Source organism: Natronobacterium haloterrestre (genome assembly GCF_900112205.1).
GTDB classification, from domain to species: domain Archaea; phylum Halobacteriota; class Halobacteria; order Halobacteriales; family Natrialbaceae; genus Natronobacterium; species Natronobacterium haloterrestre.
Window position 1 is genome coordinate 572,182 of record NZ_FOKW01000001.1, and the last position, 19,453, is coordinate 591,634.

General features: G+C 66.7%; 20 protein-coding genes. 18 read left to right on the top strand and 2 right to left on the bottom strand.

Annotation, left to right across the window (positions count from 1 at the left end):
* The first annotated feature begins 43 nt into the window (after positions 1-43).
* The 6 genes from BM113_RS02740 to BM113_RS02765 all read left to right on the top strand — a co-directional run bounded on the left by BM113_RS02740 (position 44) and on the right by BM113_RS02765 (position 6,280).
* Positions 44-304 (top strand): 4Fe-4S ferredoxin N-terminal domain-containing protein, encoded by a 261-nt coding sequence (locus tag BM113_RS02740; RefSeq protein ID WP_010546512.1) that lies wholly within the window; start codon positions 44-46, stop codon positions 302-304.
* Positions 297-2,786 carry a molybdopterin-dependent oxidoreductase gene (locus BM113_RS02745; RefSeq protein WP_177209079.1) on the top strand — a complete coding sequence of 830 codons (2,490 nt, stop codon included), beginning with the start codon at positions 297-299 and terminating at the stop codon, positions 2,784-2,786. Before BM113_RS02740 ends, BM113_RS02745 begins: the two co-directional genes overlap by 8 nt.
* Positions 2,783-3,520: a sulfate reduction electron transfer complex DsrMKJOP subunit DsrO gene (dsrO, locus tag BM113_RS02750; protein WP_007139893.1), complete on the top strand. Its 738-nt coding sequence runs from the start codon at positions 2,783-2,785 to the stop codon at positions 3,518-3,520. The genes BM113_RS02745 and dsrO overlap by 4 nt, the downstream gene beginning before the upstream one ends.
* The gene (gene nrfD / locus BM113_RS02755; protein WP_089785121.1) at positions 3,517-4,893 is read left to right on the top strand and encodes an NrfD/PsrC family molybdoenzyme membrane anchor subunit; all 1,377 of its coding nucleotides are present in this window, start codon (positions 3,517-3,519) and stop codon (positions 4,891-4,893) included. The genes dsrO and nrfD overlap by 4 nt, the downstream gene beginning before the upstream one ends.
* Entirely contained in the window at positions 4,890-5,438 is a 549-nt protein-coding gene (locus tag BM113_RS02760) for a TorD/DmsD family molecular chaperone (protein ID WP_089785123.1), read from the top strand. Before nrfD ends, BM113_RS02760 begins: the two co-directional genes overlap by 4 nt.
* A 218-nt stretch (positions 5,439-5,656) precedes the next feature.
* Positions 5,657-6,280: a helix-turn-helix domain-containing protein gene (locus BM113_RS02765; protein ID WP_089785125.1), complete on the top strand. Its 624-nt coding sequence runs from the start codon at positions 5,657-5,659 to the stop codon at positions 6,278-6,280.
* 21 nt (positions 6,281-6,301) lie between these two features.
* Here BM113_RS02765 and BM113_RS02770 read toward each other — a convergent pair whose 3' ends face one another.
* The gene (locus tag BM113_RS02770) at positions 6,302-6,784 is read right to left on the bottom strand and encodes an MGMT family protein (RefSeq protein WP_089785127.1); all 483 of its coding nucleotides are present in this window, start codon (positions 6,782-6,784) and stop codon (positions 6,302-6,304) included.
* A 105-nt stretch (positions 6,785-6,889) separates the two neighbouring features.
* On the opposite strand from BM113_RS02770, the gene trpC reads away from it, so the two are divergent.
* From trpC to BM113_RS02800, 6 genes are all read left to right on the top strand, one after another.
* Positions 6,890-7,702, top strand: a complete 813-nt coding sequence (gene trpC / locus BM113_RS02775; RefSeq protein ID WP_089785129.1) for an indole-3-glycerol phosphate synthase — start codon at positions 6,890-6,892, stop codon at positions 7,700-7,702.
* Positions 7,699-9,054 (top strand): tryptophan synthase subunit beta, encoded by a 1,356-nt coding sequence (gene trpB / locus BM113_RS02780; protein WP_089785131.1) that lies wholly within the window; start codon positions 7,699-7,701, stop codon positions 9,052-9,054. Before trpC ends, trpB begins: the two co-directional genes overlap by 4 nt.
* Complete coding sequence (gene trpA / locus BM113_RS02785) at positions 9,051-9,977, top strand: tryptophan synthase subunit alpha (RefSeq protein WP_089785133.1); 927 nt, start codon at positions 9,051-9,053, stop codon at positions 9,975-9,977. Before trpB ends, trpA begins: the two co-directional genes overlap by 4 nt.
* Before the next feature lie 24 nt (positions 9,978-10,001).
* A complete protein-coding gene (locus BM113_RS02790; protein WP_089785135.1) occupies positions 10,002-10,799 on the top strand; it encodes a 2-amino-3,7-dideoxy-D-threo-hept-6-ulosonate synthase in 798 nt (265 codons plus the stop codon).
* Positions 10,800-10,989: 190 nt separating this feature from the next.
* Positions 10,990-11,805 (top strand): hypothetical protein, encoded by an 816-nt coding sequence (locus tag BM113_RS02795; protein ID WP_089785137.1) that lies wholly within the window; start codon positions 10,990-10,992, stop codon positions 11,803-11,805.
* A gap of 336 nt (positions 11,806-12,141) precedes the next feature.
* Positions 12,142-13,839, top strand: a complete 1,698-nt coding sequence (locus BM113_RS02800) for an NADH-quinone oxidoreductase subunit D (RefSeq protein ID WP_089785139.1) — start codon at positions 12,142-12,144, stop codon at positions 13,837-13,839.
* Between the two features lie 21 nt (positions 13,840-13,860).
* Here the strand turns inward: BM113_RS02800 and BM113_RS22560 are convergent, their stop codons facing one another.
* Complete coding sequence (locus BM113_RS22560; RefSeq protein WP_245757960.1) at positions 13,861-14,178, bottom strand: DUF7553 family protein; 318 nt, start codon at positions 14,176-14,178, stop codon at positions 13,861-13,863.
* 109 nt (positions 14,179-14,287) lie between these two features.
* On the opposite strand from BM113_RS22560, the gene BM113_RS22180 reads away from it, so the two are divergent.
* The 6 genes from BM113_RS22180 to BM113_RS02830 all read left to right on the top strand — a co-directional run bounded on the left by BM113_RS22180 (position 14,288) and on the right by BM113_RS02830 (position 19,406).
* Complete coding sequence (locus tag BM113_RS22180) at positions 14,288-14,428, top strand: hypothetical protein (RefSeq protein WP_177209080.1); 141 nt, start codon at positions 14,288-14,290, stop codon at positions 14,426-14,428.
* Positions 14,429-14,439: 11 nt separating this feature from the next.
* Positions 14,440-15,438, top strand: coding sequence for a YeiH family protein (locus BM113_RS02810; protein ID WP_089785141.1), 999 nt, complete (start codon positions 14,440-14,442; stop codon positions 15,436-15,438).
* 269 nt (positions 15,439-15,707) lie between these two features.
* Complete coding sequence (locus BM113_RS02815) at positions 15,708-16,688, top strand: PstS family phosphate ABC transporter substrate-binding protein (RefSeq protein ID WP_089785142.1); 981 nt, start codon at positions 15,708-15,710, stop codon at positions 16,686-16,688.
* Positions 16,689-16,696: 8 nt separating this feature from the next.
* Positions 16,697-17,638 carry a phosphate ABC transporter permease subunit PstC gene (gene pstC, locus BM113_RS02820; RefSeq protein ID WP_089785143.1) on the top strand — a complete coding sequence of 314 codons (942 nt, stop codon included), beginning with the start codon at positions 16,697-16,699 and terminating at the stop codon, positions 17,636-17,638.
* Positions 17,639-17,643: 5 nt separating this feature from the next.
* Entirely contained in the window at positions 17,644-18,504 is an 861-nt protein-coding gene (locus tag BM113_RS02825) for a PstA family ABC transporter permease (protein ID WP_089785564.1), read from the top strand.
* Between the two features lie 8 nt (positions 18,505-18,512).
* Positions 18,513-19,406 carry a phosphate ABC transporter ATP-binding protein gene (locus BM113_RS02830; protein WP_089785145.1) on the top strand — a complete coding sequence of 298 codons (894 nt, stop codon included), beginning with the start codon at positions 18,513-18,515 and terminating at the stop codon, positions 19,404-19,406.
* Positions 19,407-19,453: the final 47 nt, after the last annotated feature.

Here is a 19,453-nt window from a genome sequence, read left to right on the forward strand (position 1 = left end):
GGGTTCCGGCCGAGGACCGCTATCCACGACTGGTGAGCCGACGATGGGAACATCAGACGACGAGCAACCGATCGAAGAGGACGCCGTCGGCGTCGATCCCGCGGTCTGGGAGGAGACGGCCGACGACCTCCTCGAGGAGAGTCCGTACGATACGGACCTCGGCAAGGAGATGAGCAGGGACGCCGTGCGGGTCAGCGCGGGTCGCATGTCGGAAGCGGAGTTCCACGAGAAATATCACGACGCCGTCCTCGAGGAGTTCGGCGTCGACGACCGGCCGCTCGAGGGGGGTGACGACGATGAGTAAGCAGGAAGAGCGGACTGAATCAGGAGTGAGCAGACGGTCCGTATTGCTCTCGGCTGGAGCAGCCGCTGGGGTGCTGGGGATCGGTGGCAAACAAACGCTCGACTCGCTCACTCGAGACGCAACGAGCGGATCCGTCGACGGGCTGTTCGACGAAACGCAGGTCCTCAATACGGCGTGTGCACCGAACTGTCGCGGGAAGTGCCCGCTCAACGTCCACGTCAGGGACGGACAGATCAAGTTCGTCGAACCCCAGATGACCGACGACGAACAGTATCGACGCGGGTGTCTTCTGGGTCAGTCCCACGTCCAGCGGGTCTACAGCCCGAAACGGCTGAAGTACCCGATGGTACGTAGCGACTGGTCGCCGGGCGATCCGAACCCCGGAGGCCGCGGCGAGGGTGCCGAGTTCGAGCAGGTATCCTGGGACGAGGCGCTTGACTACGTCGCCGAGGAAATGCTCCGGGTCCGCGAGGAGTACGGCCCCGAGAGCGTCTTCTTCCACACGGGCTCCGGCGACAACGGTATGGGGACGACGATCTTCGGTCGCCTCGCGTCGATGTTCGGCGGCACCCAGCAAGGGTGGTCGATCGACTCCAACGTCGGTATGGGCTTCAACCGCGTTACCGGACACGGGTACTTCCTACCTCCGACGAACGAGTCCGAGGACTGGGTCAATGCGAACACGATCATCGTCTGGGGCTCCGACCTGCTGGCGAGCCAGTTCCAGAACGACGCGTCGAAGGTGCTGGACGCAATGGAAAACGGCGCCAAACTCGTCGTCGTCGATCCCGTCTATACGACGACGGCCGCTAAGGCCGACCTCTGGCTGCCGATCAAGCCCGGGAAAGACACGCACCTGGCACTCGCGATGATCAACGCGGTGCTCACTGAGGGGATCTATGACGCTGAGTTCCTCCGGGAGCGAACGACTGCCGGCGCGCTCGTCCGGAACGATACCGAGGAACTGCTCCGAATGGGTGACATCGAGGACAGCGACGACGATCGCGTCGTCGGCGTTCACTCCGAAACCGGCGAGCCGGTTCCGCTCGAGCCCGATACCTACGCCGACGTCGAACTGTTCGGCCAGTACGAGGTCGACGGCATCGAAGCGACGACGGGACTGACGCTGCTCGAGGACCACGTCCAGCAGTATTCGCCCGAAACCGTCGCTGACGTCGCGGAGCTCGATGCGGAGGACATTCGAACCGCCGCTCGGTGGTTAGCAACTCGAGGTCCCGGCGGAATCGCCTCGAGCTACGCGCTTGGCCGGTACAAGTACGGTCACGTGTTCGGGCAGACGTACGCGATCCTGCTCGCGTTGACCGGCGACTACGGGAAATCCGGCACTATTCACGCCCAGCACCCGTTGGGCGCTTCGCTCTCGAGCGGCGACTATGGAAGCCCCGAGGGTGCCGAAGGAGCCCAGTACCTCCGGATGCACGAAGTTCCGGATGCACTCGAGAACGGGGAGCCGTACCCGATCAAGGCGATCTACGGGATGGAGTCGAACATGCTGGTCAACCAGTTCCCCGATCGCCAGCGCTGGATGGACCTGCTCGAGAACGTCGACATGTTCGCGATGGCGGACATCCACCGGACGCCGACGGTCCAGCACGCGGACATCCTCTTGCCGGCGGCCCACTGGTTCGAGCGGGAGGACATTACCGACGCCTGGGGATCGCACCCACATATCTCGTATCGAGCGAAAGCCCACGATCCGCTGTGGGACGCTCGTGACGACTACTACATCATCAACGATCTCGCGGAGAAACTGGGATACGAAGACCTGTTCCTGGACGACAAGCGCGGTGAACTGGAGAAAATCGCGTCGAACGACGACCGGTTCGACTTCGACGAACTGCGCGAGAAAGGGAACGTCAGAATCGACGTCGACGTCGTCAAATACACCGATCCGTTCCCGACCGACACCGGCCGGATCGAGATCTACGACGAGGACCAGCCAGTCGAGGAAGAGGGGACGGTCCTCGACCTCCCCCGCCCGATCGAGGACCGGACGGCAGAGGACCACGAGCTCGCCGACGAGTATCCGCTCATGTTCATGCAGAAACACTCGAAGTGGCGGATTCACTCCCAGTGGGCGGACAACGCGATGGTCCGGAAGATGAACCCCGAGCCGACCCTCGACGTCCACCCGTCCGATGCCCGGGAACGCGGGATCGACGAGGGCGACTACGTCCGCGTCTACAACGATCGCGGCGAGGTCGTCGTGCGCGCCGAGTACAACGAGGGCATGCAGCCGGGCCTGATCAACATCGATCAGGGCTGGTGGGCCGAGGACTTCGTCGAGGGAAGCTTGCAGGACCTCACCCACATGGAAGTCAACGATCTCGCGCCGACGTTCGCGTTCTACGACGTCCGTGCGGAGATCGAACCCGCGCCCGACGTGGACACGAGCATGTACACCGATCCCGAGTCAGCCGACTGGCTCGGCGACTACCCCAGCGAAGGTGATGCACAATGACGAACTACGGAATGGTAATCGATCTGGAGCGGTGTATCGGCTGTCACGCCTGTGCCGTGAGCTGTAGCCAGGAGAACAACGTCTCGCTTGACCAGCAGTGGAACCGGATCCTCACCGAGGGCGGGGATTCGATGGATACGCCGGAGGGCAAGTACCCCGAAGACGGTCGGGACGGAACACTCTCGATGAACCACCTGCCGATGGCGTGCCAGCACTGTGAGAACGCACCCTGCGTAAAGGTGTGCCCGGTCAACGCGACCTACAAGCGCGACGACGGCATCGTGGCGATCGACTACGACAAGTGCATGGGCTGTCGCTACTGCATGAGCGCCTGTCCGTACAACGCGCGGGTGTTCAACTACGACGAGCCGGAGACGCTCCCTGCCGAGGGCACGGGCAACGTCGAGCAGCGCGAACAGGGCGTCGTCGAGAAGTGTACGTTCTGTAGCCACCGGGTCGAGGAGGACCTCGATCCAGCCTGTACCGTCGCTTGCCCAGCCGACGCCCGGATCTTCGGCGACCTCGACGACGAGGAAAGCACCGTCTCGCGGTACATCAACAAGTACGAAACGGATCAACTCCTCGAGGAGCTAGAGACCGACCCCAACACCTACTACGTTCGTGGCGACATGACCCCCGGTCGGAAGCGACACGGAAACGAACTCGAGGGGACCGAGAAGAAGGAAGTCGGCAACCCTGACGGTGTCGCAACCGACGGAGGTGAGAGCGAATGAGTACCCGACGGGATTCCGGTGTCGTCGTCCCGCAGTTCGGCACCCGAGGGAAAGCGTGGCTCGCTCTGCTGGGGATCGTCATCGTCGCGGGCCTCGCCGCTTGGGGCTACCAGCTTAGCCGCGGGCTCGCCGTCACCGGCATGGACAACGTCTTCTCTTGGGGGCTGTACATCATGCTGTTCGTCTTCTTCATCGGCCTCTCGGCCGGCGGCCTGATCATCTCGAGCGCGCCGAAGTTTTTCCACTCGAAGCGCTACGACAGTCTGGCGGCGCTGGGCGTGCTGGTGAGCCTGGGCTGTATCGTCGTCGCCGGACTGTTGATCCTGCCGGATCTGGGCAAGCCGAGTCGCGTCACCGGGTTCCTGACCTCGCCGGACTTCCGGTCGCCGATGGTCTGGGACTTCGGGATCGTGCTCCTCTATGGGCTGTTCAACGTGGGCTACCTCTGGCTGTTGACCCGGCGCGACCTCGCGAAGATGGGGTCGCAACTGGCGTTCGGCGTCGAGGATACTCCCGCAGGCCGCGAGCGCGACCGAAAGCTCGCCTTCTGGGCGGCCGCCGTCGCGATGCCGCTGGCGATCGCGTTGCACTCGGTGACGGGCTGGATCTTCGCGACCCAGATCGGCCGCGGCGACTGGTTCAACCCGCTGGTCGCGCCGATGTTCATCATGAAGGCGCTGGTGTCTGGACTGGCGCTGTTGCTGGTGACGGCGATCGTCGTCGACCGAGTCACGCGGTTCCGGATGCCTCGCGAGCTGGTCCCGGAACTCGGGAAGGTACTCGGCATCTTCGTTGCGGTCCACATCGTCTACCTGGTGGCCGCCGAGCGGCTGCCCCACGCGTGGGCCGCGAACTTCGAGTTCTGGTCGATCACGAGCGCCTTTCTGGTCGGCGACACGGTCCACTTCTGGCTGTGGACGGTCGTCGGCGGCGCGGTGCCGATCGCCCTGCTCGCCGTGCCGTCCTGGCGGCGGAAGGTGGGCGTCGTCTTCGCGGCCAGCGTCGCGGCGATCGTGGGCATCCTCTTCGAGGGGGTGTACCTGATCTTCACGGGCTACCGTGACCTGAACATCGACGCCTCCCCCGGTGTTACGACCGGTACTGACTACACGGGCATCGGCTCCGACGTCTGGGCGACGGTCGGCAGCTACACGCCGACGCTGATCGAGTTGCTGGTGACGCTCGGCATCGTCGCTGTCGGTGCGATGATCGTCACGCTCGGCCTGCGGTTCCTGCCCGTCCAGCCCGGCGGCCGAAAACCCTCGGCCGTCGAAGCTGGCGAAACTGAGAAGTCCGACGCTGAAACGCCACCGGACGCGGCCGTCGCGGATGGCGGTTACGTCGTCGACGGGACCGACGGTGATCGCCGATGAGCGGCGCGCGTCCCGAACGGGCGGAAACGGAACCCGCGGCCGCGGAACTGGCCACCGGTTACGCGATGCTGGCCCGCTGCTGGCGGCAACCGACCGCTGACGTGGTCGACGCGGTGACGACCGAACTGCTCGAGGAGGTCGACTCCTCGACCGCAACTACGGACGTTACGGGCCTTCGGACGGAACACGCACGGCTGTTCGTCGGTCCCGGTGACCCACCGTGTCCGCCCTACGAGAGCGTCTACCGCGACGACGGCGACGTGCTGGGGCCGACGACCCGCGCGGCCGTCGAGTGGTATCGCGCCTACGATCTGGGCCTCGAGCCGGACTGGCCCGACCTGCCCGACCACATCGCGACCGAACTCGAGTTCGTCGCACACCTGCTCGAGCGCGGGGAGGTCGACGCCTGCGAGCAGTTCCTCGACGAACACCTCCGCCAGTGGACCGGGGAGTTCTGCGAGCGGGTGCGCGCGGAGACGCGTGAGCCCTACTACGAGGCGCTGGCGACGGCGACCGAGGCCGCGATCAGCGCGGAGCAGCGCTGATCCAGCCTGCCCGTCGTCGGACGGGATCGTCGCTCGTCGACGGGTGTCCCGTCCGGCCGGAGCCGAACCGCCGACAAAAATTACCATTTGAGATATTTTGACATCTTTTACCACACGATTGATCGCTAGAGTCGGAATCGAGTTTACAGATTAACGGTCATTCCTGCTAAATAGGAGCGAGACGCGAAGCCTTATGACGGGGCTGCCGACTGTGGAGTATGACGAGTAACGTGCGCGAAACGCAGCCCGCCGTCTCCGACGAGAGACAACGAGACCTTCGTGCGGAACTTCAGTTCGATCTCAGCGAGACCGGGTGTCCGATCGCCGAGCACGACGAGGAAGCCCTCCTGGACCACCACGTCCACGGGGACACCTGCTACGTCGTCTCCTGTTGTGAGGACGACGACGGTGTTACCCAACTCGAGACCGACCTCTCGTCCCGCGAGCAGTGCGTCTGTTCGGCGTTTCATCGCCACAAGTGTGTTCCTCACTTCAGTTCGGTCGACGATGGGCGCGTCGTCGTGACGACGTTCCCCGCGGATCGGGAGGCTCTCCGGGAACTGATTGCTGACCTCCGCGAGGTGGTCGGTCGCGTGTCGCTGCGCCGGCTGACGCGGTCGAATTCCTCGGAGTTTACCGACGTACGGACCGCCGACCTCTCGCTACTGACCGCCCGCGAGGAGGAAGTACTCAGCGTCGCGATCGCTGCTGGCTACTACGACGAACCCCGAACTATCGAGTTCGAGGCGCTTGCCGATCGGCTCGAGATGTCGAAGTCCGCGCTCTCACAGCGCCTGCGATCCGCGGAGTCGAAGCTACTGATCGATCTGCTCGAGGAGTGAGCCGCCGGGAACCGAACGCGGTCACAGCCCCTCGAGCGAGCGGAGTTTCTGTTCGACGGCCGGCGGTGCGGCGCTGGGACCGTCGCGTACCCGGTGATCGGGGATCAGGATCGGAGCAGGGTTCGCATCCAGTGCCGTCCGGACCTGGATTCGGTCGTCCTCGTCGTCCGAGTCGAGCCCCGGCGTCATCCGCGTCAGCGCCTCGACGCCGACCTGTTCGCCGTAGGGAATCTCGCGAACCTGCTCCAGGACGGCCCGCTGGTCGGTCGGTACGGTCAGTGCTACCTGTACGTCTCCGAACGTCACTTCCTCGAGGCCCTCGAGGTACTCGAAGAGCCGATCGAGAACGGGCTGGTCCCCCTCCGCGGGTTCGGTGGCCTGCTCGTCGGGTTCCTCGGGGAACGAGACGCTCAGGACGCGCCCGCTGGCGGCGCCGAGTTGGACGTAACGGTCGAGATACGACGATTCCCGCGCGTAGATGCCGGCGTCGGTAACGTCCTCCATGCGCCGGGATACGGGGGACGGGCATGAATATTCGCCGGTCCCGCCGGCCGTTGGAGCCGAGGATGCGCAAGGCTTTTGTACATATGAGTACGTCGATGTACAATAATGACCTCTAATACGGCGCTCGCTCCCGCGGTGGAGTCGATCCTCGAGACTGCCCGGGAGCGGCCGGGCGGCGACGAGCGCGTCGACGTCGATTCGCGCTCGCTGCCCGAAGCGCTCGAGCGCGCGGAGGCCGACGGGCGCGTCCCTGTCATCGCCGAAGTGAAGCCAACGAGCCCGACCGCCGAGGGGACTCGTGAGGCCGACCCCGTCGATCTCGCCGAGGCGATGGTCGACGGCGGCGCGGCGGCGATCTCGGTGCTCACTGAACCGTCCCACTTCGGCGGCTCGACCGACGCGCTCCGGCGTGTTCGCGAGGCGGTCGACGTCCCCGTTTTGCGCAAGGACTTCCTCCTTCGGGAAGCACACCTAGACGTCGTCGAGGCCGACCTCGTGTTGGTCATCGCACGGTTCGTCGACGATCTCGAGGGGCTCGTCTCGGCGGCCCGCGAGCGCGGGTTCCAGCCGCTCGTCGAGGTCCACGACGGGGGGGAACTCGAGGCCGCCCTCGAGGCCGGGGCCGCGATCATCGGGGTCAACAACCGGGACCTGGCGCGACTGGAGGTCGATCTGGCGACCTTCGAGTCCGTCGCGCCACACGCGCCCGAGGACGTGACGTTGATCGCCGAGAGCGGCGTCTCGAGTCCGGCGGACGTTCGCCGGATGCGGGCCGCTGGTGCCGACGCGTTGCTGGTCGGGAGCGCGATCATGGACCACGGTGCGGACCACGAGGTCGATGTCGCCGCGAACACGCGACGGCTGACGACCGCGACCGCCACAGCGGAGACGACACACGACGAGAGTGAGAACGCATGAGCACGGGAGATCACGAACGGACGCACGAATCGAACCGGGAGCGAGAGCGAGAACGGGAACGGGAGCGTAACGCCGACGCCACCTTCGGCGACGACTACGGCGGCCAGTACGTCCCCGAGGCGCTAATGCCCGCCCTGCAGGAACTCGAGGACGCCTACGAACGCTACGTGCTCGAGAACGAGGACGGGTTCATGGACGAGTTCCACGAGCGGATGCGGGACTTCGGTGGGCGCCCGACGCCGCTGCAGCGCGCGGATCGATTGAGCGAACGATACGACCGCGAGATCTACCTCAAACGCGAGGATCTGCTTCACGGCGGCGCACACAAACTGAACAACGCGCTCGGACAGGTCCTGCTGGCGAAGTACATGGGCAAAGAGCGGATCATCGCCGAGACCGGGGCCGGCCAGCACGGCACGGCGACGGCGATGGCCGCGGCCCACCTCGACATGCCCTGTGAGATCTACATGGGCCGGACGGACATCAACCGTCAGCGGCCGAACGTCTACCGGATGCGGATGAACGGTGCGGAGGTCAACCCCGTAACTGCGGGGTCGGGAACCCTGAAGGAGGCGATCAACGAGACGATGCGCGACTGGGCGACCACCGTCGAGCACACCCACTACGTCATCGGCTCGATCGTCGGCCCGCACCCGTTCCCGAAACTCGTGCGGGACTTCCAGTCGGTCATCGGCGACGAGATCCGCGAGCAGATCCGGGAGGAGGCGGGTCGGCTCCCCGACAGCGTCGTCGCCTGCGCGGGCGGCGGCTCGAACACGATGGGGACGTTCCACGCGTTCGTTCGTGACGACGACGTCGATCTGTACGCCGTCGAGGCCGGCGGCTCGAGCCTCGAGATCGACGCCGAGGAGGGACTCGCGCCCAACTCCGCGACGCTCTCGACGGGGACCGACGGCGTCCTCCACGGCGCGATGACGAAACTCCTCCAGAGCGAGGAGGGCCAGATCGTCGAGTCCCACAGCGTCAGTGCGGGCCTGGACTACGCCGGCGTCGGCCCCGAACTCGCACACCTCGTCGAGACCGGCCGCGTGACGCCGGTCAACGTCGACGACGACGCCGCGCTGAACGGCTTCCACCGGCTGTCGAACCTCGAGGGGATCATCCCGGCGCTGGAGTCGAGTCACGCGCTGGGCTATCTCGAGCGCGCGGCGGGGACCGCCGCGGATACGTCGAGCGGGCAGCGCCCGCGAGACGAGCACACGGACGAACTCGGCGACCTCGTCGTCGTCAACGTCTCCGGCCGGGGCGACAAGGACCTCGAGACGGTGCTCGAGGAGACCGAGAAGCGCGATCTCGAGGCCGCGCCGGACGTGGAGGTGTTCGATGCATGAGTGACGCAGTAACCGAGAACGAGTACGACAGCGACGTCGAGGCCGCCATCCGCGAGAACCACCCCGCGCTCATTACCTACATCACCGCGGGCGATCCCTCGCTCGAGGACACCAAGGAGTACGTCGAGGCCCTGGACCGCGGCGGCTCGGACCTGATCGAACTCGGGCTTCCTTTCTCGGAGCCGATCGCCGAGGGGCCGACGATCCAGGCGGCGATCAACCGCGCGCTCGCGGCCGGCACGACCCCCGAGGGGTTCTTCGAGCTGGTCGACGACCTCGAGACGGAGGCCCCGCTGCTGGTGATGACGTACTACAATATGATCCTCCAGTATGGGGGAAGCGAGGCGCCACGCGCCTCGGACGGTCGAGCGGCGAAGCCGCGAGACAAGCCCGAGGTTCGTCCCTTCGTCGAGCGTGCGGCCGGTGCGGGACTGTCGGGAATCATCGTCCCCGACCTGCCCGCCGAGGAGGCCGGCCCGCTGCGGGCCGCCTGCGACGACCACGGCCTCGATCTCGTCTTCATCATCGCGCCGACCACCGAGGGTCAGCGTCTCGACGACATCATGTCGCAGGTCTCGGGCTTCGCCTACGTCCAGGCCCGCCTCGGGACCACCGGCGCCCGGGCGAACGTCTCGTCGGCGACCCACGAGAGCCTCGCGCGCCTCGAGGAGTACGACGTCCCGAAGGCGGTCGGCTTCGGCGTCAGCGAGGGCGATCACGCGGCCGAGATCGTCGAGGCCGGGGCCGACGGCGTCATCGTCGGTAGCGCGCTGGTCGACATCATCGCGGAGCACGGCTCGGATACCGGCGCGGCCGCCGAACGACTCGAGGCCAAGGCCGCCGAGCTCAAGCGCGGCGCGCGTCGGGGCGCGGACTCCCTCACGGTCGATGGGGAAGATGCACCGGAACCAGAACAGCCATAACTACGAGCTTGCTACACTCTCGCAATGACTACCACAGGAACACAGGCACGACTCGAGCGGATCGGTACGGACGGTAACTACGTCATCGTCCCGATGGACCACGGCATCACGATGGGTGCGGTCCAGGGGCTGAAGGACATCGAATCGACGATCGACGGGGTCACCCGCGGCGGGGCCGACGCCGTCCTCACGCAGAAGGGAATCGCCCCCCGCGTCCACGAGAACAAGAACGGACAGGGGTACATCGTCCATCTGAACGGCTCGACGACGATCGGCCCGGACGAACGGGACAAGCGCATGACCGGGACCGTCGAGGAGGCCATCCGGGCCGGTGCCGACGCCGTCTCCTTCCACATCAACGTCGGCTCCGACCACGAGCCCGACCAGATCACCCAGCTCGCGGAGGTCACCGAGGCCGCCGACCGGTTCGGGATCCCCGTACTGGCGATGGCCTACGCCCGCGGGCCCGGCGTCGATTCCGAGGACGCCGAGGCGCTGGGTCACGCCGTCCGACTCGCCGAGGAACTCGGGGCCGACCTCGTCAAGACCGGCTACAGCGGCGACGCCGAGAGCTTCCAGCACGTCGTCGAGTCGACCCGACTCCCGGTGGTCATCGCCGGGGGCTCGAAGGGCACGGACCGCGAGACGATCGAGATGGTCCGGGGCGTGATGGACGCCGGCGGTTCCGGCGTCTCGATGGGCCGCTCGATCTTCCAGCACGAGAACCCCGAAGCCATCGCGACGGCCGTCTCCGGCGTCGTCCACGACGATCTCTCCGTCGACGAGGCGCTTCGGGAAGCCGGGCTGGCGCTCGAGGCCTGAGCCGAGTTCCGCTTCTCGCTCTCTTCTCTCCGTTCGCTTTTCCGACGGTTCCCGACCCCGTTCCCGCTCGCCAGCGGCACGGCTGCCCGCTCGCCGCTCGAGCGGGGCGTTCCGAGACTATTCATCTGCCGGTCCAAACTTCAACCGTCCGGCGGCTGTAGGGAGCGTAGCGTACAACGAGAGGGTTTCCATGACTGAGGATCACGATCACGACCACGACTACGACGCGATACCCGACGTCTCGAGCGACACACCGAGCCCGATCGGGGATATCGACGCTGCGGAACCGATCGACACAGTGGCGTCGGCTGCACTCGGGGACCGGATCCCTCGAGGGGCGAACGCGGCGGCCGCAGCCGGGGGTGGGCTCCTGTTGCTCTCGGCGTTGCGGTCGCTGGGCCGCGGACAGCTCCGGGCCATCCCGAAAGCCGCCGGTGGAGCGGGACTGCTCGCCTACGGACTCGGACGAGCCGGGGAAAGGGGCGAGTCGGAATCGGGATCGGGAACGTTCGAACCCGACCTCGACGACGTCGACGACGGTACCGACGGCAAAGAGGTCTCGGATCAGGCTCACGCAGCAGGGACGCGTCCCGACCACGGACGCGGCCCCCGTTCGGAGAGCGACTCCCTGGCGAACGAGGATTCTGACGCCGGGACCGACGTCGAATTTACCGACGACGAGGGGGCGGAGCCACGCTCGAGGCCGGGCGGCGACGAAGGTCTGGACCCGCGCCGGACCGAGGACGACGAGAGCGTCGAGATCGACGTCTCGGATTCGGCCATGGCCGACGAAGCTTCCGAGGCGACCGGCCCGGACCCGGAGCAGGCACAGCCGGCCCAGACCGACGCGATCGAACCCGAGGAGACGCCCGACGAGGACGCTTCCCACATGAAAGTCGAGCCGGACGACGAGTCCGAATCGAACGGGAACGACCGCGAGGAGGCCAGCGAAGACTGGACGGACGGGGAGGACGGCGAGGACGAGGCCGATGCGGAGGACGCCTGATCGACGCGTCCGCCGTCCGGCCGGGCCGCCGACCCCGCTCGTCTCGAACGGGTCGTGACCGACGACCGACACACTCGTTTTGCCGGTCTCCGGCGGTCGACACTCCGTCCGGAAACTTTACACGCGGTATTCTCCCCCGTCGCCGAGCGACGCGATCAGTTTCGATAGCCCACCGTGGATGCCGTGGGAAGCGGTTATTCGGGCCGCTGAGGAGTTCCGAGACACTTATTCGCGTCGGTGACACTCTCCTCGAGCGCGGAAAACCCTCATTTCCGTGACAGCCGTACGGTGGCACGAACCGCGCCAACTGCTGGCACTGGCGCGTCGGCGATCGACATGAGCGAGACACCACAGCGCGACCGGGAACGACCGAGCATCGACCCCGAGTACGACCATCGCCGCGAGGAGGGCGTCGACGAGAGCCGTCTCGAGGAGTTGCTGTCGGAGTACGCGCTCGGCAGGGACGACCACGAGAACGCGCCCGCGTTCGTGATCCGGCCCGACGACGTCCAGGAGGTGTTGACGCTGTTGCGCGAGGAGGCCGGTTTCGACCATCTATCGTGTATCACGCCCCAGGAGTACGACGACCGCTACGAGTCGCTGTTGCACCTGACGAAGTACGACCGGCGCAGCCACGAGGTGACGCTGGTCGTCCAGTTACCCACGGACGATCCCGTCTGTCAGAGCGCCGAACCGGTCTTCCGGACGGCCGACTGGCACGAGCGGGAGGCCTACGACCTCGTCGGCATCGAGTACGAGGGCCACCCGGATCTGCGGCGCATCCTGCTCCCGGAGTCCTGGCAGGGCCACCCGCTTTCGCTGGGATACGACCAACAGAAGCCCCAGGTCATCCGGTACGCCGAACACCGGAACCCCCTGGAGGAGGACCACCGGAAATCGGGCGGAGAGTCGGACACGATGTTACTCAACATCGGTCCTCACCACCCCGCGACCCACGGCGTGCTCCACCTCAAGACGATCCTCGACGGCGAAACCGTCGCGGACGTCGAACCCGACATCGGCTACCTGCACCGCTGTGAGGAGCAGATGTGCCAGCAGGGGACCTACCGCCACCAGATCATCCCCTACTCCAATCGCTGGGACTACACCGCGAACCTGCCCAACGAGTGGGCCGTCGCCCGCGCGATCGAGGACATCGCTGATATCGAGGTCCCCGAGTACGCCCAGGTCCTGCGGACGATGGCGACCGAGTTCGGACGGATGCTCGGGCACTTCCTCGCGCTGGGAACCTTCGCGCTGGACGTCTTCGGCGAGTTCACCGCCATCTTCCAGTACACGTTCCGCGACCGCGAGGTCGTCCAGGACATCCTCGAGGACCTGACGGGCCAGCGGATGATGTTCTACTACTTCCGGCTGGGCGGCGTCTGCTGGGACCTGCCCGAACCCCGCGAGGAGTTCTTCGAGAAGTGCCGGGACTTCCTCGACGAGTTGCCCGCGAAGATCAACGAGTACCACGACCTCATCGTCACGAACGAGATCTTCCGCGTCAGGACGGTGAACACCGGCATCTTGGAGCCCGAGGTGGCCAAGGACTACGGCTGTACGGGCCCCGTCGCCCGCGGCTCCGGCGTCGACTACGACGTTCGGCGGGACGACCCCTACGGCTACTACGAGCACCTCGACTGGGACGTCGTCACCCGGGACGGCTGTGACAACCACGCGCGAGTACTCTGTCGAATGGAGGAGGTCGAGGAGTCGGCCAAGATCATCCAGCAGTGTCTCGACCTGCTCGAGGACTGGCCCGAGGACGAGCGGACCGTCCAGAGCAACGTCCCGCGAACCCTCAAACCGGACGCGGACCTCGAGACCTACCGCGCTGTCGAGTCGGCGAAGGGTGAACTCGGGATCTACGTCCGATCGGACGGCACGAACTCCCCGGCCCGGTTCAAGATCCGCAGCCCCTGCTTTCACAACCTCTCGGCGCTGCCGGAGATGGCCGAAGGCGGGTACGTTCCGGACTTGATCGCCTCGCTTGGAAGCCTGGACATCGTGCTCGGGAGCGTCGACCGCTGATCCCGATCCCCGGTTGCGCGCCTACGTGTCGCTCTCGTCTATGTACTCGAGACACCGGTCGCGCGCGATCCGAATGTGTTCGGTCGTCTCCCCCGACGCCTCGGCCGCCAGCCCGTCGAGTTTCTCCGCGATTTCGGCGATTCGCTCGTCCTTGGGTCCCGGCTCGGACTGGGTGAGGTGACCGTCCTGTTGCTCGAAGACGCCCGCGGTCAGCGACTCGAGTTGTGACTTTACCGTCCGGTCCGCGCCGTCGGTCGCCCGCTGGAGCCGTTCCCGGACGCGTTTGAGGTGCTCTTCGGGGCCCCGTTCTGATGGAGTTCGCCCGTGGTCGTCGGCCATATCGACGGTACGTCGTCGACAGTGGTAGGCCTCCGGCCTGCCGGTGATGGTTCCGCCCGACGGCGCGGATCGACAACCGTAAATACGCCACACCGGAGGCTCCGTACGAATGGCGATCGATCGACTACGGGCAGGGCTCGCAGCGGCACGCGCTCAGTGGCAGTCCATAGAGCGCGACTGGCGGAGCGTCGCGGTCGGCGCCGCGATCGTCACCGTGACCGTCGCGCTCGATCTTCAGATCCCCTGGTGAGCGTGAGACGCGTGCCCCTCCGTCGCTTCCTCCCCGGACTCGCCGTCCTCTGTCTCGGCGCGCTGTTCGCCCGGGGCGTCGGCCTGGTCGTCGGCGTCAACCACCTTCTCGTCGCCATCGGCGCTGGATTCCTGCTGACGAATGCGGTCGGCCTCCCGGATCGGCTCGCGCCCGGTATCGCGACCCACAAGCTCTGGCTCGGCGCGGGCATCGTCCTCATGGGCGCGTCGCTGACCCTCGAGCAGATCCTCGAGGTCGGCGGGGTCGTCCTCCTGGTGGTGGTCGGGGTGACGGCCACGACGCTTGTCGCGGTCGAACTCCTCTCGCGGACCGTCACCGGAGCCGACCTCTCCGAGCGGCTGGGCTCGCTGCTCGCTGCCGGCAGCAGCATCTGCGGGGTCTCGGCGATCGTCGCGGTCGCCGGCGCGATCCGTGCCAGGGAGGGCGAGATCGCGTACGCTGCGGCGACGATCCTGCTGTTCGACGCGATCACCGTCGTCGTCTACCCCATCGTCGGCGACCTGCTCGGCCTCTCGGACGTCGTCTTCGGCGTCTGGGCCGGCGTCAGCATGTTCTCGACCGGGCCCGTGGTCGCGGTCGGGTTCGCCCACTCCGAGGCCGCCGGCCAGTGGGCGACGATGACCAAACTCGCCCGCAACGCCCTCATCGGGCTCGTGGTCGTCGGCTACGCGAGCTACTACGCTCGAGCGGACGCCGACGGAGCCACGGCCGGCCTCTCCCCGCGGCTCCTCTGGGACGAGTTCCCGAAGTTCGTCCTCGGGTTCCTCGCGCTCGTCGCGCTCTCGAGCGCGGGCGTCTTCTCGCCCGCCCAGCAGGCCTCGATCGAGAACGCCTACAACTGGCTGTTCGTCCTCGCGTTCGTCGGCCTCGGGACGGAGATCGAACTCGCCGAACTCCGGAGCACCGGCCTGACCCCCGTGCTCGTCGTCCTCGCTGCGCTCGTGCTCGCGAGCGGGCTGTCGCTCGCCGTGCTGACCGCGCTGTTCTGAGCGAACCCTGCCCGTCACCGTCGCGTGCAAATTTTGTACCCGTCCTCGAGCCGTTGCAATCGCGACCCTCGTTCGTCGCGTGGGCGTGTGTCGACGTGTGCCCGCTCGAGCCGGTCGACTGCCGGTGGGCCGGGCCGTCGCCGTTTCCCGAGGCCACGGTCGGCCCCGGCTTCCGCCGTCGGAGAGTGTTGCCCCTTTCGGGTTGAACGCCAAATAATTGCAGCGGGAGGTGATGATACAAGGATATCGCCAGTAGTGTGGGACAGTTCATGGACAGGAACTGTTCGCGTCGTTCCGTGCTTCGTCTCGCAGGCGTCGGTTCTCTTGCTTCGCTGGCGGGCTGTACCGGTTCGCTGGGCGGTGGCGGTACCACCGTCCGCATCTCCGGGGGCGTCGGGCCGCTGCCGATGGTCGAAGTCTGGGCGGACATGTACGAGGACCGCTCGGACGCCTCGTTCGACATCTCCGGCGGCGGCACCGGCGTCGGCGTCTCCGACGTCCTCAACGGCCAAGTCGACATCGCGATGATGGGTCGGGAGCCCGAACCCGAGGAGATCGACCAGGGGCTGTTCGCCGTCCCCATGCTCATCGACACCGTCGTCGCCACGGTCAACGTCGACAACCCCGTCCTCGAGGCGCTACAGGAGGACGGCCTGACCCGCGAGCAACTCGAGGCGGTCTTCACCAAGGAGATCACCAACTGGGGCGACCTGGTCGACGCGGACGTCGACGAGGAGATCACCGTCTACGGCCGTTCGGACGCTTCGGCCGCGTACAAGCAGTGGGGCGACTTCCTCGCCGGCGATGACGGCGCGTACACCGAGTCGGAACTCGAGGAGCTCGCCGACGCCAACCACAATGGCGACCAGCCGGTCGCCGAAGCCGTCGGCAGCAACGAGAACGCCATCTCGCTGAACAACATCAACTACGTCTACGACCTCTCGAGCGGCGAACTCGAGGGCGATATCCGGCCCGTCCCGCTGGACCGGGACGGCGAGGGGCTCTCCGAGGAGGAGGACTTCTACGAGACCCGCGACGAGTTCCTCGCCGCGGTCGAGGCGGGCGAGTACCCGGCCCCGCCGGCCCGCGAGATGTTCCTCGCCTCTGACGGCCCGTTCGAGGACGAGGCCTACGACTTCGTGGAGTGGGTCCTCACCGACGGTCAGGAGTACGTCAGGGAGAACGGCTACGTGCCGCTCGAGGACGAGCGGCTCGAGGAGGCACGGGAGAATCTGGCCGAGGGGCCGTGAACCCAGCGATGACGGGTTCGACCGAAACGGAATCGGCGGCCGACGGCTCGAGCCGCCTGGGTCGACGGCTGCTCGCCGAGCGGCTGAGCGGCTACTGGTTCGGCGGCGCCGGCTACTTCGCGGTCGCGCTGTTCGCCCTGATCGTCCTGACGCTGCTGTACCAGTCGCTACCGTTGCTCGCCGAGTACTCGGTCGTCCAGGCGCTGACCTCGTCGAACTGGGATCCCGCGCACAACGAGTTCGGGTTCCTGCCGGCGATCGTCGGCACCGTCTACGTCACGCTGCTCTCGATGGCGATGGGGACGCCGATCGCGATCCTCGCGGCGATCTACATCGCCGAGTACGCCGAAGGGCGGACCAAGACGATCGTCTCGTCGTTCATCGACGTGCTCGCGGCGATCCCGAGCGTCATCTTCGGGCTCGTCGCCCTGCTCGTCGTCGTCCCCTTCGTCGGCGACTACCTCGCGCCGGCCGTGGGATCGGACGCGACCGGGCTCGGGATCTTCACGGTCAGTCTCGTGATGGCCATCGTCGTCACCCCCTTCATGATCTCGCTGGCCGTCGAGTCCCTCGAGGCGCTGCCGGACGAACTCCGTGAGTCCTCGCTTGGCGTCGGCGCGACGAAGTGGGAGACGATCCGCTCGGTCCTGCTCCGTGCCGCGGGGCCGGGTATCTTCTCGGCGGTCCTGCTCGGCTTCGGCCGGGTCTTCGGCGCGACGATCGTGCCGGCGATGCTGATCGGCGGCCAGACCCAGCTTCCCGAATCGCCGCTCGCGACCGGCCAGACGCTCCCGACGCTGATCGTCAACGACTTCGGCGAACTGATGAGCCTGCCGCTGACCCAGTCGGCGCTGATCTTCGTCGGACTGCTGCTCGTGGTCGTCGTCTGGCTGTTCAACTTCGGCGCGATGGTCGTCCGCCGCCGGCTCCGACGGAGGTGGCAGTACTGATGGTCCTGGACCGGTACGCCAGACAGCGCCTGTTCGGCTGGCTCGCCCGCGGTGCGGCGGCGCTCGTCGTCGCCGTGATGGTCCTGGTCGTCGCCGTGACGATCTACCGCGGCGGACGGGTGTTCATTACCGACCCCGCGATCGCGGTCACGCCGCCGGGGTCGCGATACATGCTCGAGGCCGAGGGCGGCTTCTTCCACGCCGTCCTGGGGAGCGTGTTCATCGTCGGCCCGGCGACGGTCGTCTCGGCGATTCTGGCCGTCTCCACGGCGATCTACCTCCAGAGCGACTACTCGAGCGAGCGGTTCTCCGAGACGGTGAACATGTTCCTCAACGTGCTCTGGGGGACGCCGCCGATCGTCTACGGCGTGTTCGTGCTGACGGTGATCATCGCCGTCGGCGCCCAGACGAGCCTGTTCTTCGGGATCGTCGCCATCGCGATCTTCCAGTATCCGATCATGACGCGGTACACCGACGAGGCGCTGCGTGCCGCGCCCGACACCGTCCGCGAGGCGACCTACGGGCTCGGCGCGACGCGGTTCGAGACGGCGCTGATCACCGTTCGGGCCGCATTGCCGGGCATCGTCGCGGGGATCGTCATGGGATTCGCCCGCGGCATCGGCGACGCCGCCACCGTGCTGTTCACCGCCGGCCGGAGCACGAACATGCCCGCCGGCCCCTTCGAGCCGGCGACGACGTTGCCCGTGTTGATCTTCGACCAGGCGATGTCGTTCAACGCCGAGGTCCGATCCCACGCGTACGCGGCGTCGTTCGTCCTCATCGTCGCCGTGCTGGGACTGATCCTCGCGTCGAAACTGCTGGCCGGCCGCTACGCTCGATTCGCACCGGGAGGGAGACACTCGTAACGATACCGATGACGATGACATCACCCACGACGAACGCGACGCTCACCACCGAGAACCTCGCCGTAACGTACACCGGAAACCGCGAAGTCGAGGCCGTCAAAGGCGTCAGCCTCGAGTTCGCCGCGAACAGACTGACTGCCATCATCGGCCCGTCGGGCTGTGGGAAGTCGACGCTGTTGAAGTCGCTCAACCGACTCCACGAGATCCAGCCGAACGTCGAGATCGGCGGCGACGTCCGGCTGAACGGGGAGTCGGTCTACGACGCCGACGAACCGGTCCCGGAGATCCGCAGACGGATCGGCTACGTCCCCCAGGAGCCGACGCCGCTGCCGCTGTCGATCTACGAGAACGTCGCCTACGGCCTGCGGATCCACGGCGACTACGAGTCGAAGGCGGACCTCGACGAGCGCGTCGAGCGATACCTTCGGAAGGTCAACCTCTGGGGGGAAGTCGAGGACCGACTCGATGCACCGGGGGCGGAGCTCTCGACGGGCCAGATCCAGCGGCTCTGTCTCGCGCGATCGCTGGCCGTCGAGCCCGAGGTCCTGCTGTGTGACGAAGTCACCTCGGCGCTGGACCCCGTCTCCGCCGAGACGGTCGAGGAGACGCTGGCAGACCTGAAAGAGGAGTACACGATCGTCATGGTCACCCACAGTATGGACCAGGCTCGCCGGCTCGCCGACGACGTGGTCTTCCTCTACCTCGGCGAGGTCGTCGAAGCCAACGATGTGGAGACGTTCTTCGAGAACCCGCAACACGAACGGACCCGGGCGTTCGTCGACGGTTCCGCCATCCCGACGACGGGAGCGGTCGATGGGGAAGCGAACGGCGACGGCGACGGAAACGAACGGGCCACGACCACGGACACGGAACCCGGCGAACCGGTCGTCGCCGAGCGGTAGCCCAATTCGGTTCGTGACTCTCGGCGCTTCGTCCCGGCTCGAGGTGC

What these genes read in the sequence shown, in the direction of transcription:
- BM113_RS02740 (WP_010546512.1), top strand. Translation starts at nt 44, where the DNA reads ATGGGAACATCAGACGACGAGCAACCGATCGAAGAGGACGCCGTCGGC.
- BM113_RS02745 (WP_177209079.1), top strand. Translation starts at nt 297, where the DNA reads ATGAGTAAGCAGGAAGAGCGGACTGAATCAGGAGTGAGCAGACGGTCC.
- dsrO (WP_007139893.1), top strand. Translation starts at nt 2,783, where the DNA reads ATGACGAACTACGGAATGGTAATCGATCTGGAGCGGTGTATCGGCTGT.
- nrfD (WP_089785121.1), top strand. Translation starts at nt 3,517, where the DNA reads ATGAGTACCCGACGGGATTCCGGTGTCGTCGTCCCGCAGTTCGGCACC.
- BM113_RS02760 (WP_089785123.1), top strand. Translation starts at nt 4,890, where the DNA reads ATGAGCGGCGCGCGTCCCGAACGGGCGGAAACGGAACCCGCGGCCGCG.
- BM113_RS02765 (WP_089785125.1), top strand. Translation starts at nt 5,657, where the DNA reads ATGACGAGTAACGTGCGCGAAACGCAGCCCGCCGTCTCCGACGAGAGA.
- BM113_RS02770 (WP_089785127.1), bottom strand. Translation starts at nt 6,784, where the DNA reads ATGGAGGACGTTACCGACGCCGGCATCTACGCGCGGGAATCGTCGTAT.
- trpC (WP_089785129.1), top strand. Translation starts at nt 6,890, where the DNA reads ATGACCTCTAATACGGCGCTCGCTCCCGCGGTGGAGTCGATCCTCGAG.
- trpB (WP_089785131.1), top strand. Translation starts at nt 7,699, where the DNA reads ATGAGCACGGGAGATCACGAACGGACGCACGAATCGAACCGGGAGCGA.
- trpA (WP_089785133.1), top strand. Translation starts at nt 9,051, where the DNA reads ATGAGTGACGCAGTAACCGAGAACGAGTACGACAGCGACGTCGAGGCC.
- BM113_RS02790 (WP_089785135.1), top strand. Translation starts at nt 10,002, where the DNA reads ATGACTACCACAGGAACACAGGCACGACTCGAGCGGATCGGTACGGAC.
- BM113_RS02795 (WP_089785137.1), top strand. Translation starts at nt 10,990, where the DNA reads ATGACTGAGGATCACGATCACGACCACGACTACGACGCGATACCCGAC.
- BM113_RS02800 (WP_089785139.1), top strand. Translation starts at nt 12,142, where the DNA reads ATGAGCGAGACACCACAGCGCGACCGGGAACGACCGAGCATCGACCCC.
- BM113_RS22560 (WP_245757960.1), bottom strand. Translation starts at nt 14,178, where the DNA reads ATGGCCGACGACCACGGGCGAACTCCATCAGAACGGGGCCCCGAAGAG.
- BM113_RS22180 (WP_177209080.1), top strand. Translation starts at nt 14,288, where the DNA reads ATGGCGATCGATCGACTACGGGCAGGGCTCGCAGCGGCACGCGCTCAG.
- BM113_RS02815 (WP_089785142.1), top strand. Translation starts at nt 15,708, where the DNA reads ATGGACAGGAACTGTTCGCGTCGTTCCGTGCTTCGTCTCGCAGGCGTC.
- pstC (WP_089785143.1), top strand. Translation starts at nt 16,697, where the DNA reads ATGACGGGTTCGACCGAAACGGAATCGGCGGCCGACGGCTCGAGCCGC.
- BM113_RS02830 (WP_089785145.1), top strand. Translation starts at nt 18,513, where the DNA reads ATGACGATGACATCACCCACGACGAACGCGACGCTCACCACCGAGAAC.